This is a genomic window from Actinomadura keratinilytica (assembly GCF_039539665.1).
Classification (GTDB): Bacteria; Actinomycetota; Actinomycetes; order Streptosporangiales; family Streptosporangiaceae; genus Spirillospora; species Spirillospora keratinilytica.
On record NZ_BAABDO010000004.1, the window covers coordinates 28,309 to 41,818 of the forward strand.

The following is a 13,510-nucleotide window of genomic DNA, read 5'->3' on the forward strand; positions in this document are numbered from 1 at the left end:
CCCCTCCTCGCTGCCGTGATCAGCCGGAGACGGGGGCGGTGTCGGGGGTCAGGTCGGCGTCGCCGGTGGCGCCCTGGCGGACGGCGCGGCGGCCCAGGACGACGACGTAGGCCAGGAAGGCGGCCTCCGCGACGACGCCGATGCCGACGCGCAGCCAGGTGATGTGCACCCAGCCCGTCACGAAGCCCTCGATGAGCCCGGACACCAGCAGCACCCCGACCAGGCCGATGGCGACCGCGACGCACGCGCGGCCCTCCTCGGCCAGGGCCTGGCCGCGCCGCCGCGGCCCCGGATCGATGACCGTCCAGCCGATCTTGAGGCCGGCGGCGCACGCCAGGTAGACGGCGGTCAGCTCCAGCAGGCCGTGCGGCAGGATCAGGCCGAAGAAGACGTCCCCCTTGCCGTGGGCGAACATCAGCCCGCCCGTGACGCCGAGATTCAGCTGGTTGACCAGCAGCACGTACAGGGTGGGGATGCCCAGCAGGATGCCGAAGATCAGCGCGACCGCCGAGACCCAGGCGTTGTTCATCCACACCTGGAAGGCGAACGAGGCCGCCGAGTGCTCGACGTAGTAGTTGGCGAAGTCGTGCTCGACCAGCTCGCGGATCTCGTACGGTGTCGCGATCGCCGTCTGCACCTCCGGGTTGCGCGCCACCCACACCCCGAGGACCAGGGCCAGCAGGTTGCCCAGCAGGGCGTTGCCGAGCCACCACCACTTGAGCCGGTAGGCGACGGCGGGGAACGAGCGGGTGGCGAAGTTCCCGACGTCGCGCCACAGCGGCGCCTGCGCCCCGCCCACGGTGGCCCGTGCCCGCGCCACCAGCGACGACAGCCGGCCGACCAGCATCGGATCGGGCGCGCTGGAGCGCACCACGGACAGGTGGGTGGCGGTGCGCTGGTACAGCTCGACCAGTTCGTCCACCTCCGCCCCGGTCAGCTTGCGGCTCTTGTTGATGAGCTGCTCCAGGCGGCGCCACTCGTCGTTATGGGCGGCCATGTAGGCATCGACGTCCACCCGGCGAGACTAACGCCTGCCCGGCCACCCGTGCGGAACGGGCAGAATGGGGGTCCCTGCCCCCGCCCTGGAGGACCGGACATGGCCGAACTCGTCACCGGTGAGGCCGTCGCGCTCGACATCCGGGTGGCGCGGCTGGCCAGCCGGGGCTGCGCGTTCCTGCTGGACCTGGCCCTCCAGATGACGCTGCTCAACCTCGGCCTGACCCTGGTGAGCATGACCTCGCTGGTCGCCGACGAGGCGTGGACCATCGGGCTGAGCATCGCGACGATGGTGGCGGTGCTGGTGGGCTATCCGTGCGTGTGCGAGACGCTCTCCCGCGGCCGCACGCTCGGGAAGCTGGCGCTGGGCCTGCGCGTGGTGGCCGACGACGGCGGTCCGGTGCGGTTCCGGCAGACGCTGGTGCGGGGGCTGGCCGCGACGGTGGAGCTGTGGTCGCTGGCGGCCGCCCCCGCGCTGCTGACCTCGCTGGGCAACCGGCGCGGCAAGCGTCTGGGGGACCTGTTCGCCGGGACGATCGTCATCCAGGAGCGGGTGCCGCACGGGCCGGTGTTCGGGCCGGTCGCGGTGATGCCGCCGCAGCTGGCCGGGTGGGCGCAGCGGCTGGAGCTGTCGCTGCTGCCGGACGGGCTGGCGCTGGCGGCGCGCCAGTACCTGGCCCGGTTCTGGGAGCTGCTGCCGGAGGTGCGGGACGCGCTCGGCGAGCGCATCACCGAGCAGGTGTTCGCCGTGGTGAGCCCGCCCCCTCCGGCGGGGGTGCGGCCCGAGATCGTCCTGTCGGCGGTGCTGGCCGAACGCCGCCGCCGCGACGAGTGGCGGCTCGCCCAGCGCCGCGCCCGCCGCCTGCGCATGGCCGTTCCCGCCGCGGCGTGGCCCGGGGAGCCGGCGATGGCGGTGGCCGGGCCGCCTCCGGCCGCGGCCGTCCCGCAGGGGCCGCCTCAGCCGCCCGCGTTCAGCGCGCCGAGGCCGGGGCAGCCTCAGTTCCTTCCTCCGCACGATTACGGCTCCGGGCCCTATGTAGACGTGCTGCACCGGCAGAACGCCACTCAGGGCGCCGCCTACGGCGCTCCGCAGGGCCCTGCGACGGCGGGTACTCCCCAGGCGGTTCCGGCAGGCGTGCCGCAGGCGCCTCCGGCGGGCGGCCCCACGCAGGCGCCTCCGGCGCAGGCCCCGCAGACACCGTCGTGGGCCCCTGTGCCCGGCACCCCTCCGGCCGGTGGCCCGCCCACGACTCCCCCGAGCACGCCGTAAGCGCCCCTGCGGCGTCCGGCAGACACCGCCGCTGGGACGCTGTGGGCTCGTGGTCGTTCGCGTCTGCCGCACGGCGGGGGACGGGGCGGGCCGGGCGGGGCGCCGCGGCCCGCACCGTGAGCGTCACGCGCCGCAGTACTGGGCCTGCTTGCCGATGGCGCGGTACGGGCAGTCGGCGTACTCGGCGAGCGTCAGCAGGGCGTCGCGGTTGCGTTGCGTCAGCGTCTCGATGTTGGCCGGGGACGGGTAGAAGCTGCCGCCCGCCAGCTCGAAGGTGAACGAGAAGATGCGCTGGTCGCCCCACGTCCAATCGTCCGAGCTGCCGTCGGTGATGTACAGGTCGCTGGACTGCTGCGGTGTGTAGCCGTTGGAGGCGGCCAGCTGGCGGCCGATGGTGCGGTGGGTGGCCGCCTCGTCCGCCGACATGGCGCCCGTCACGGTGTCGGCGTAGGTGTAGCCGAACGGCCACAGCACCAGCCCGCCGTAGGAGTGGATGTCCAGGAAGATCTTGATCTGCTGGACGCCGCCCACCCGGCGGCTGCGGACGAAGTCGGCGATCACCTTGGTCTCGGGGGCCGACTCGGCCGCGGTGCCGCGGTAGGTCTCGCTGGCGCCGTTGGAGGACGAGCCGCCGCAGCAGCCCCACCGGTAGGCGAAGTTGCGGTTCAGGTCGGTGCCGGTCGCGGTCGGGTTGGGCTGGCGGTTCTTGCGCCAGCCGCGGCCGGCGGAGGTGTCGCTGGTCATGTCGTAGACCTGGCCGTCCGGGTTGGTGATCGGGATGATCCAGATCTCCCGGGAGTCCACCAGCTCGGTGATCCGGCTGTTGGAGCCGTACTCGCCGGTCAGGATGCCGATGAAGTACAGCGCCTGCTCGTTGGTCAGCCGTTCGCGGGCGTGGATGTTGGCGATGTAGAGCACCTCGGGCTCGTTCTCGTCCGTGCCCACGTTGTCGCTGATCTTCACGCCGACGATGTCGCGGCCCTGGTAGGAGCGTCCGGCCACGAACTTGCGCGCGATCTGCGGGTGGGCGGCCACCACCGCGTCGATCTCCGCCAGCGTCTCGGCGTAGGTGTGGTAGGAGGTGGCGGCGGCGCTCGGGCCGGGCTCGGGCGTGGTCAGCGCGGTGGCCCGCAGGCCGAGCCGCCGGACGGCGGCGATCTCCGCCGGAAGGGCGCTGACCTCCAGCGTTCCGTCCGGCCGGACGGTGTCGATGGCCGCGCCGGTGCGGGCGACCTGGGTGCGCTGCTCGGCGGTGCGCGCCCCGGTGACCAGGTACCGGTCGGAGGCGGGGCCGCCGGGTGCGGGGGCGGACGCGCCGGCGGCGGTCGGCAGGGCGAGGAGGACGAGGGCCAGCGCGGCGAGCACCGCGCCGAGCACGCGCGGCCGCGGGGACCTTCGGGGGATGACCATGGGGGGCTACTCCTGACCGTTCGTCGACGGCACGCGCCGGGCCCCGGGCGGGGGCGGGTTCGCCCGGCGCGGCAGGGGGTTGGGGGGTTGTCGGGACGGTCGCGAGCGCTCGCGTTGCCGACACCATGACCGTCGGCGCCGGATTTGACAATGGCGGCGCCGACCTGGGCAGACTCCGCCCCGCAAGAGTGTTCGCGCAGGTGGCTGGGCGGTTTTCAGTCGTTTTCGACGCGCGGGAGGTGAAATTTCAGTCGGGCCGGCCGGCAGGCGGCCTCACGGGCCGAGCCCGCCCAGGTGGGGCGGGGAGTCCAGGTCGGTCAGCTCGACGCCGGGCGCCGCGACGACCACGTCCCCGGCGACGTGGATCTCGTCGGTCTCGCCCGTGGCCAGGTCGGCGATCCGGTACCGCGCGACGGGCAGCGGCTCGGTGTCGGTCTCGTAGGCGGTGACCTCGGCGAGCCGCCAGCGCTGCGCCACCGTCAGCGCCGACAGGGCGGGGCCTGCGAGCCGGACGAGCGCGACATCGGCCTGCTCTCCCTCGGCCAGGCGCAGCGACCGCGCGACCGCCACGAGGAACCCCGGCGACTCCCCCAGGAATCCGTAGGCGCGGGCGTCGTGTTCGGCCGCCTCGCCGCCCCGGGCGCCGCGCACCCAGGCCACCCGGTGGCCGGTGACGCCGCCGCGGATCCACCAGTCGGGGGTCACCACCTCGACCCGGATCTGCCGCCACCGCGCGTCCACGACCACGTCGGTGCGGCGGCCGTCGGAGCGTTCGCCGACGTACCGCCAGCCGCCCGGCCCGGGGGCGCACTGGAAGCGCTCCTCGACCTCGTCCTCGACGTGCAGGTAGGTTCCGCGCGGCACGTCCGAAACGCTACCGGCCGCTCAGGAGCCCAGGCGCCAGGAGTGCAGGTACTCCTCCTGCTCGGCGGTCAGCGTGTCGATCTCGATCGCCATGGACGCCAGCTTCAGCCGCGCCACCTCGGTGTCGATCTCCTTGGGCACCTGGTGCACCGCCGGTTCCAGGGCGGCGTGCGCGGTGGCCAGCCACGCGCAGGTCAGCGCCTGGTCGGCGAACGACATGTCCATGACGGCGGCGGGATGCCCCTCCGCGGCCGCCAGGTTCACCAGGCGCCCCTCGGCCAGCAGGATCAGGCGGCGCCCGTCGGCCAGCACGTACTCGTCGGCCTGCGGGCGGACCCGGTGCACCTCGACCGCCAGGTCCTGCAGCGCCCGCACGTCGATCTCGACGTCGAAGTGGCCGGAGTTCGCCAGGATCGCGCCGTCCTTCATGACCGCCAGGTGCTCGGCGGCCACCACGTCGCGGTTGCCGGTCGCGGTGATGAACACGTCGCCGTGCTCGGCGGCCCGCGCCATCGGCTGCACCGAGAAGCCCTGCAGCGCCGCGTCCAGCGCCTTGACCGGGTCGATCTCGGTGACCACCACGCGCGCGCCCAGCCCGCGGGCCCGCTCGGCCAGGCCGCGCCCGCAGTAGCCGAACCCGGCGATCACCACGGTCTTGCCCGCCAGCAGCGTGTTCGTCGCCCGGACGATGCCGTCCAGCGTGGACTGTCCGGTGCCGTACCGGTTGTCGAACATGTGCTTGGTGTCGGTGTCGTTGACCGCCACCACGGGGAAGCGCAGCGCGCCCTCCAGGGCCATCTGGTGCAGGCGGATCACGCCGGTGGTGGTCTGCTCGCACCCGGCGCGGACGGTGCCGATCAGGTCGGTGCGGTCGGTGTGCAGGGTGTTGACGAGGTCGCAGCCGTCGTCCAGCACCAGGTCGGGGCCGGTCTCCAGGGCCTGGTGGATGTGCCGGTAGTAGCCCTCGCGGTCCGTGCCGGCGCGGGCGAACACCTCCGCCCCGTACTCGTGCACCAGGGCGGCGGCGGTGTCGTCCTGGGTGGACAGCGGGTTGGACGCCGCCAGCGCCACGCTCGCGCCGCCCGCCTGCAGGGTGCGGATGAGCCCGGCCGTCTCGGTGGTGACGTGCATGCACGCGGCGATCCGCAGCCCCGCCAGCGGCCGTTCGGCGGCGAACCGCTCGCGGATCTGCCGCAGCACGGGCATCGCCCGGTCGGCCCACTCGATCCGTTTGACGCCCTCGTACGCCAGCGACCCGTCGGCGATGTCGCTCATCCGGCCACCTTCCGTCAGCCCACCCGCAGCCGCACAACCAGAACGATCTTCACATGCCTCGCGTCCCGCGCGCGCCGCATCCGGGCCGCGGGCCGTCGTCGGCGGCGCGCCACCCGCCGCAGCCGCACGCGCGGCCGCCGGGTGGCCGTGCTCAGACGCAGGCGACGCGCGTCCGGCGGGCCGCTCCTGACGCGCGCGACCGCCGCCGGACCACGCCGTGCAGCGGGCGCGCCCGGCCATTGCGGGGCGTGCGCTGGCCGAGCCCGCTTTCGGCTCGCGTCCGGCGCCGCCGCGTACGTGCGCCCCGGCGTACAGGGCCGGAGCCATGGCGCAGGGGACGGCGCCGGACGTCTGCGTGGCCGCGGGACGGGGCCGGGGGCGGAAGGCGTCCGCCCCCGGCCGGGCCGCTCAGTACCGGTAGTGGTCGGCCTTGTAGGGGCCCTCGACGTCGACGCCGATGTACTCGGCCTGCTCCTTGGTCAGCTTGGTGAGCTTGACGCCGAGCGCGTCCAGGTGCAGGCGGGCGACCTTCTCGTCCAGGTGCTTGGGCAGCGTGTAGACGCCGACCGGGTAGTCGTCGGTCTTGGTGAACAGCTCGATCTGCGCGATGACCTGGTTGGTGAACGAGTTGGACATCACGAACGACGGGTGGCCGGTGGCGCAGCCCAGGTTCATCAGGCGGCCCTCGGCCAGCACGATGATCGAGTGGCCGTCCGGGAAGCGCCACTCGTGCACCTGCGGCTTGATCTCGATCTTCTCGATGCCGGGGATGCGGGCCAGCCCGGCCATGTCGATCTCGTTGTCGAAGTGCCCGATGTTGGACACGATCGCCTGGTGCTTCATCCGCTGCATGTGCTCGGCGCGGATGATGTCCCGGTTGCCGGTGGCGGTGACGAAGATGTCGGCGGTCTCGACCACGTCCTCCAGGACGGTGACCTGGTAGCCGTCCATGGCGGCCTGCAGCGCGCAGATCGGGTCGATCTCGGTGACGATCACGCGGGCGCCCTGGCCGCGCAGCGCCTCGGCGCAGCCCTTGCCGACGTCGCCGTAGCCGCACACGACCGCGACCTTGCCGCCGATGAGCACGTCGGTGGCGCGGTTGAGGCCGTCCACCACGCTGTGCCGGCAGCCGTACTTGTTGTCGAACTTGGACTTGGTGACCGAGTCGTTGACGTTGATGGCCGGGAACAGCAGGGTGCCGTTCTTGGCCATCTCGTACAGGCGGTGCACGCCCGTGGTGGTCTCCTCGGTGACGCCCTTGATGCCCTCGGCGGTGGCGGTCCAGCGGCCCGGCTTCTCGGCGATGGTGCGGCGCAGCGTGTCGAGGATGACGGCCCACTCCTCGGGGTCGTCCTCGGACGCGGTCGGCACGGCGCCCGCCTTCTCGTACTCGGCGCCCTTGTGCACCAGCAGGGTGGCGTCGCCGCCGTCGTCCAGGATCATGTTGGGGCCGGTGCCGTCGGGCCACTGCAGCGCCTGCTCGGTGCACCACCAGTACTCCTGCAGGGTCTCGCCCTTCCAGGCGAACACCGGCACGCCCTTGGGGTCGTCGACGGTGCCGTCCGGGCCCACCACGACGGCGGCCGCGGCGTGGTCCTGGGTGGAGAAGATGTTGCAGCTCACCCAGCGGACGTCGGCCCCGAGCTCGACGAGCGTCTCGATGAGCACGGCGGTCTGGATCGTCATGTGCAGGGAGCCCATGATCTTGGCGCCGCGCAGCGGCTTGGCGGCGGCGTACTCCTTGCGCACCGCCATCAGGCCGGGCATCTCGTGCTCGGCGAGCCGGATCTCCTTGCGCCCGAACTCGGCCAGCGACAGATCGGCGACCTTGTAGTCCATGCTTTCGTAGCTCCTTCGGTGACTCGGGAACCCGGTCCGCGGCATCGGATGACCGGGCGCCGCCTCGGGCCCGGCTCACCGCCGGCGGGAGCGGGCGCGGACGGTCGATCACGGGGCGTCGGTCCGGTCTGGTCGCGAGTCTAGGCGCGGCCGCGGCCTGCGGGCACGGCCGAGGGCGACTTCCTGACACTGATTTGTCAGAATCGAGGCCATGCGTATCACGGAGGCCGCCCGGCGGCTCGGCACGTCCCCCCGGATGCTGCGCTACCGGGAGAGTCTCGGCCTGCTGCCCGCCACCCGCGACTCCGCGCCCCGCCGGCCCGGCGCACCGGCCGGCACCGCGCCGGGCCGGGACGGGCGGCGCGGCGGCGGCCACCGGCAGTTCGGCGAGGCCGAGCTGCGGGCCGTGGCGCTCGCCCTCGAACTGGAGAAGCGCTACGACATCGGCCCGGCCGAGCTGGCCTTCGGGCTGCGCGTGCTGGCCGAGCCGGAGGTGCAGGCGCGCGTCCGCGAGCTGGGCGAACGCATCGGCCGCCTGTCGGCGCCGCCGACCCGCGCCCTCGACTTCGAGAAGGAGAAGGCGCTGCGCCTCCTCCAGCGCCGCCGCTGACGCCCCCGCCGGCACGTTCGCCCCCCGGTGCGGCCGCCGGACGCGCCGCCGCGCGCGGGGGTCAGGAGCGGCGCAGGTCGTTCTCGCCGGGGACGACGACGCCGGACTCGTAGGCGAGCATGACCGCCTGGGCGCGGTCGCGCACGCCCAGCTTGGTGAACACGCGCGCCACGTGCGTCTTGACGGTGTGCTCGCTGACGACCAGCCGTTCGGCGATCTCGCTGTTGGACAGGCCGCCCGCGATCAACGTCAGCACCTCGGTCTCCCGGGCGGTGAGCGTGGACAGCTCGGCCGGGGCCCGCGGGCGGCTGCGGCGCTGGCGGGTGAACTCGCGGATCAGCCGCCCGGTCACCTGCGGGGCCAGCAGCGAGTCGCCGCGCGCCACCACCCGCACCGCCGACACCAGCTCGTCGGCGGTGGCGTCCTTGAGCAGGAAGCCGCTCGCGCCCACCGCCAGCGCCTCGTAGACGTACTCGTCGACGTCGAAGGTGGTCAGCACCAGCACCCGCACGTTGTCGGCGCCGGGACGCTCCAGGATGCGGCGGGTGGCCTCGATGCCGTCCATGCCGGGCATCCGGATGTCCATGACCACCACGTCGGGCCGGTGCAGCCCGGCCAGCCGCACCGCCTCGCGGCCGTCGCCGGCCTCCCCGACCACCTCGATGTCGGGCTGGGCGGCCAGCAGCGCGGCGAACCCGGCGCGCACGATCGTCTGGTCGTCGACGATCAGCACTCTGATCAATGCGACCTCCCCGGGGTGCCGGCGGCGATCACGGACGCGTCCCGCCCGGTCCGCCGCGCCTCCCGCCGTCCCGCATCAGCCGCCCCTCTCGCTCAACCCGGGCCGCGTCCCCCATCCGACGAGGAGACCGGCAGTTCGGCCTCCACCACGAAGCCGCCGTGCTCGGCGGGCCCGGCGGAGAACCTCCCGCCCAGCATGGTCGCACGTTCCCGCATGCCGACGAGACCGTGTCCGCCGCCCGGTTCGGCCGCGGGCGCCCCCTCCAGTCGGGTGGCCCCGGACGCACCGGCCCCGGCGGTCTCGGGATCCAGTACCGCGGTACGGGCCGGCGATCCGTCCCGGTTCAGCACCATGGTGGGCGCCGAGCCGCCGTCGTCGACCACCCGGACGGAGAGCCTGTCGGGCAGATAGGTCAGTTCCACCTTGACCTCGGCGCCGGGCGCGTGGCGGCGCGCGTTGGTGAGGGCCTCCTGGACGATCCGGTACGCCGACAGCTCGACCGTCGTGGACAGCATGCGCGGCTCCCCGCGGATGCTCAGATCGACCTTGCCCCCGGCGCCGCGGTGCTGCTCGATCAGGCCGGGCAGCTCCTCCAGGCGCGGCTGCGGCGCCGACTCGGGCTCGGCGCCGGCGTCGGCGCGCAGCACGCTGAGCAGGCGGCGCATCTCCACCAGCGCCTCCCGGGCGGTGCGGGCGATCTCGGCGTAGCCCTCGCGGGCCTCGGGGGACAGCTCCCGCATCGTGTACGGCGCGGTCTCGGCCTGCACGGCGATCATGGAGACCGAGTGGGCGACCACGTCGTGCAGCTCGCGGGCGATGCGGGCCCGCTCGCGCATCACCGCCTGCTCGCGCTGCACGGCGGTGAGCCGGGTGAGGGTCTGGCTGGTGCGCTCGTCCGCCTCCGCCTGGGTGCGTCCGGCGGTCTCCAGGGTGCGCCGGGCGTCGCCGAGGCCGATGGCGGCCAGCACGACGAGCACGGCGGCGGGCCACGGGATGCGGTCCAGGGTGTCGGTGGCCAGGTACACGACGGCGACGGTGACCACGCTGCCGGCCGCCAGCACGCCGGTGGACTGCCGGGGCAGGCGGCGGCCCAGCGTGTACAGCGTGTAGAGCGCGGCGAACGCCGTGGTGACCAGCAGCGTCTGACCGGTGAGCAGCCCGGCGGCGTACGCCCCGAGGACCATCGCCGCCACCGGCCGCAGGAACTCCTCGCGCCAGCCCAGCGGCAGCGTCGCGGCGACCGCGAACCCGGCGGCCACGCTGATCGGCGAGTCGGAGCGCGGCGCCAGCTCGGCCAGCGCCGCGACGGTGAGGGCCAGGCCGGTGAGCGGGGCGAAGTACCACGCCTGGCTGAACTCGGTCCACGCGTTGATCCAGCGGGGCAGCGGGGCGGTGGCGTCGCCCGGCGCCATGACGCGGGTGCCGCCGTCCCGCGCCCCCTGGCCTCCGGGCGGTCCGGGCGGGGTGCGGCGCGCGGTTCCGTACAGCTTGGCGCCGATGCGGGCGGCCAGCGGACGCAGCAGGCTGCCGATGCCGGTCAGGACCCACAGCAGCAGCTGCCCCAGTCCCGCCACGACGCGTCCGGACAGCCGCCACGCGTGGTGGGCGAGCGTCGGGCCGATGCGGGTCGGCGGTGCGTTCGGCGGTCGGTGGTCACTGGTCACGTTCTCCATACTGGCCGTTGCCCGGCGCGGCGCACCTCACCGTGCGGTGTTATGCCGACCGGCCGGATCCCTCTGGAGGACGACCCCGGTTCCCTCCTCTGGGACGACGTGCGCGGGACGGGGCGGACCGTACTGTCGTAACCGTGACCGCGGGCGGCGGACCGCCGGCGCAGGGGGTTCGGCGGCCGCCGCGGGTCACACCGAACCGTCCGGTTCAGGGGTCCGGGCGGACGCATGGGAAGGCGCCCTTGCCGGTTCGGCCGCGGCGCGTCTCTGCGGAGGCGCGGCCGGTCATGCCTGGGCTGGGGTGGACCGGCGCGGCCTCGGCCGAGCCGGCGAGGGAGGCCGCCCCGTCGGACGACGGCCGACATGGACAGCGGCCGACATGGACAGCGGCCGACATGGACAGCCGACGAGCACGGCCGACAAGACCGCGCACACGCGACGGCCCGCCGCGTCCGCGGGGACGCAAGCGGGCCGTCTCAGCCGAGTCTCCGCCGAATCGTCGAATCTCAGCCGGATCGAGGACTCGCCGGCGGCGCCTCAAGTGGAGGCGGCGCTCTCCGTCCCGGCCGCCTGCGCGGAGGACCGGTCCTGCCCGCGCGACGGCTCGTCCAGGGCGGGTTCCAGGTAGATCAGGCGGGCGTGCGGGAACTCCGCGCGGATCTTCGCCTCCGCCGCGTCGATGCCGCGGGCCACCTCGGCGGCCGTGTCGTCGTGGTGCACGGCGATCTTGGCGGCGATCAGCATCTCCTCCGGACCGAGGTACTCCGTGCGGATGTGCATGACGTGGTCCACCTCGTCCACCGACTCCATCGCGTCGATGATCCGCTGCTCCACCTCGGGGCCGGCGCCCTCGCCGATCAGCAGGCTCTTGGTCTCGACGGCCAGGATGATCGCGATGATGCCGAGCAGCACGCCGATGCAGACGGTGCCGACGCCGTCCCACACGCCGTTGCCGGTCACGACGGCCATCGTCACGCCGAACAGCGCCAGGACCAGGCCGACCAGGGCGCCGAGGTCCTCCAGCAGCACCACCGGCAGCTCGGGGGCCTTGGCGTGCCGGACGAACTGCACCCACGACTTGCCGCCGCGCAGCTCGTTGGACTCCTTGATCGCGGTGCGGAAGGAGAAGGACTCCATGGCGATCGCCACGAGCAGCACGCCGAACGCCCAGCCCGGCGACTCCACCTCGTGCGGGTCGCTGATCTTGTGGACGCCCTCGTACAGCGAGAACGCCGCACCGACCGTGAACAGCACCACGGCCACCACGAACGCGTAGAAGAAGCGTTCGCGCCCGTATCCGAACGGGTGCTGGGGCGTGCGGGCGCGCTGGGAGCGCTTGCGGCCCAGCAGCAGCAGGCCCTGGTTGCCCGAGTCGGCCACCGAGTGGATCGACTCGGCCAGCATCGACGACGAGCCGGTGAACACGAACGCCACGAACTTGGAGGCCGCGATGCCGAGGTTGGCGCCCAGCGCGGCGATGATCGCCTTGGTTCCGCCCTCCGCGCTCACCGGGCACCTCCCGTCCTGGCCGGGGTCGCGGACCGCACAGCTCTCATTCCACAATCCTCGCTTTGAGATCTTGGATGGCCGGCACGGGCGTGGGGTCGACGCCCAGCGCGATAGCCAAGTAAACCGTGACGTAGTCGGCCAGCGCGATCAGCGTCGCGATCCGCTCCAGCGGATGGACGCCCTCGGCGGCCAGCTCGGTGACCGGCACCCCCCGCGCCGCGGCCAGCTCGGCCGACGCCTCGCGGCGCTTGCGCACCTGCGGATGCTCGTCCGCGTCGCGCAGCAGCACCAGGTGGATGCCGTGCTCGGCCTCCTCGGCGCGGTCGCGGAAGAAGTCGCCGGGGTCGGCGGAGCGGCGGGCGAAGTACCCGTCGAACGCCATCACCTGGTTGTGGTCGGTCTCCGGCAGCTCCCCGTACACGCCCGGGTACTTGGCGTTCTCGTTGAGCTGGCAGCACAGCCGGTAGGCGGCGGTGCCCGCGAGGGGGGACGTGCCCCACACCAGCGGGATGTCGCCCATGAGGTCGAGCGCCGCCCGCTTGGCCGGGTTGACGAACGGCTCACTGGCGGGACGGCACCGGTGCGCCACGTCCTCCAGACGTCCGGCCGTCGCCTCCAGCAGCGCGTCCGGCACGTCCGCCAGGCCCAGCTCCCGCGCCGCCACCAGCAGCGGGACGGTCAAACCCCACAGCGTCGCCCGGGGCTGCCCCACCGACCGCACCGGCACGAACAGCGCCCGCGTCCGCTCGGCCAGGTCGGCCAGCGGCGAACCGGCGGCGCCCACGAACATCAGCCGGCAGCCGCGCCGCGCCGCCTCGGCCGCGACGGCGAGGGTCTCCTCCGTGCCGCCCGAGCACGACACCGCGATCACCAGGTCCGCGGCGCCCACCCAGCCGGGCAGCCGGTAGCCGCGCACCGTCACCACCGGGACCGGGCAGCCGGTGCCGCACACCGCGGCCAGCACGTCCCCGGAGATGCCCGAGCCGCCCATGCCGGCGACCACCACCGCGCGCGGGCGCCCCTCCTCGGCCAGCCGCGCCGCGCCCGCCTCGACGGCCAGCCGCCGCGCCTCCCGGATCTGCGCCGCCGACGAGGCGACCTGCCGCAGCATCCCGCCCGGATCGGCGGCCTCGATCGCGGACGGATCCTCCAGCCGGTCCGCCCCGTCCGGGTCGCTCATCTGGTCTCCGCTCGACTCCGCGGCGCCCCGGGGGGCGCCGTCCCACCGTGTACCGGCGTCCGGGCCTCGCCGCGGCCGCCACCATTCCGGACGCGCACGCCCGCCCTGGCGTTCCGGGCAAAAGCCCCGAGATCATCCGCAGTCG

General features: G+C 73.9%; 11 protein-coding genes. 2 read left to right on the plus strand and 9 right to left on the minus strand.

All coding sequences use genetic code 11. The annotated features are described in order from the left end of the window. Window positions 1-19 precede the first annotated feature (19 nt). Entirely contained in the window at window positions 20-1,015 is a 996-nt protein-coding gene (locus ABD879_RS02265; protein ID WP_345016887.1) for a stage II sporulation protein M, read from the minus strand. Window positions 1,016-1,096: 81 nt separating this feature from the next. Here ABD879_RS02265 and ABD879_RS02270 point away from each other — a divergent pair, with 81 nt between their 5' ends. Then, on the plus strand, window positions 1,097-2,266 hold the full coding sequence (locus ABD879_RS02270; RefSeq protein ID WP_345016889.1) for an RDD family protein: 1,170 nt from the start codon (window positions 1,097-1,099) through the stop codon (window positions 2,264-2,266). A 123-nt stretch (window positions 2,267-2,389) separates the two neighbouring features. Here ABD879_RS02270 and ABD879_RS02275 read toward each other — a convergent pair whose 3' ends face one another. The 4 genes from ABD879_RS02275 to ahcY (ABD879_RS02290) form a co-directional block, all read right to left on the minus strand. Further along, window positions 2,390-3,676 (minus strand): M14 family metallopeptidase, encoded by a 1,287-nt coding sequence (locus ABD879_RS02275; protein WP_345016891.1) that lies wholly within the window; start codon window positions 3,674-3,676, stop codon window positions 2,390-2,392. Window positions 3,677-3,949: 273 nt separating this feature from the next. After that, entirely contained in the window at window positions 3,950-4,540 is a 591-nt protein-coding gene (locus tag ABD879_RS02280) for a hypothetical protein (RefSeq protein ID WP_345016893.1), read from the minus strand. Window positions 4,541-4,561: 21 nt separating this feature from the next. Further along, window positions 4,562-5,815 (minus strand): adenosylhomocysteinase, encoded by a 1,254-nt coding sequence (gene ahcY, locus ABD879_RS02285; protein WP_345016895.1) that lies wholly within the window; start codon window positions 5,813-5,815, stop codon window positions 4,562-4,564. 408 nt (window positions 5,816-6,223) lie between these two features. After that, window positions 6,224-7,654, minus strand: a complete 1,431-nt coding sequence (gene ahcY / locus ABD879_RS02290) for an adenosylhomocysteinase (RefSeq protein ID WP_345016897.1) — start codon at window positions 7,652-7,654, stop codon at window positions 6,224-6,226. 211 nt (window positions 7,655-7,865) lie between these two features. Between ahcY (ABD879_RS02290) and ABD879_RS02295 the strand changes: the two genes are divergently transcribed. Then, a complete protein-coding gene (locus ABD879_RS02295; RefSeq protein WP_345016899.1) occupies window positions 7,866-8,264 on the plus strand; it encodes a MerR family transcriptional regulator in 399 nt (132 codons plus the stop codon). 61 nt (window positions 8,265-8,325) lie between these two features. Here ABD879_RS02295 and ABD879_RS02300 read toward each other — a convergent pair whose 3' ends face one another. The 4 genes from ABD879_RS02300 to ABD879_RS02315 all read right to left on the minus strand — a co-directional run bounded on the left by ABD879_RS02300 (window position 8,326) and on the right by ABD879_RS02315 (window position 13,365). Then, window positions 8,326-9,006, minus strand: coding sequence for a response regulator transcription factor (locus ABD879_RS02300; RefSeq protein WP_345016901.1), 681 nt, complete (start codon window positions 9,004-9,006; stop codon window positions 8,326-8,328). Between the two features lie 92 nt (window positions 9,007-9,098). Beyond that, window positions 9,099-10,679 (minus strand): sensor histidine kinase, encoded by a 1,581-nt coding sequence (locus ABD879_RS02305; protein ID WP_425549614.1) that lies wholly within the window; start codon window positions 10,677-10,679, stop codon window positions 9,099-9,101. Between the two features lie 534 nt (window positions 10,680-11,213). Further along, window positions 11,214-12,185, minus strand: coding sequence for a cation diffusion facilitator family transporter (locus ABD879_RS02310; protein ID WP_345016905.1), 972 nt, complete (start codon window positions 12,183-12,185; stop codon window positions 11,214-11,216). A 43-nt stretch (window positions 12,186-12,228) separates the two neighbouring features. Continuing rightward, window positions 12,229-13,365 (minus strand): bifunctional phosphoglucose/phosphomannose isomerase, encoded by a 1,137-nt coding sequence (locus ABD879_RS02315; protein WP_345016907.1) that lies wholly within the window; start codon window positions 13,363-13,365, stop codon window positions 12,229-12,231. Window positions 13,366-13,510: the final 145 nt, after the last annotated feature.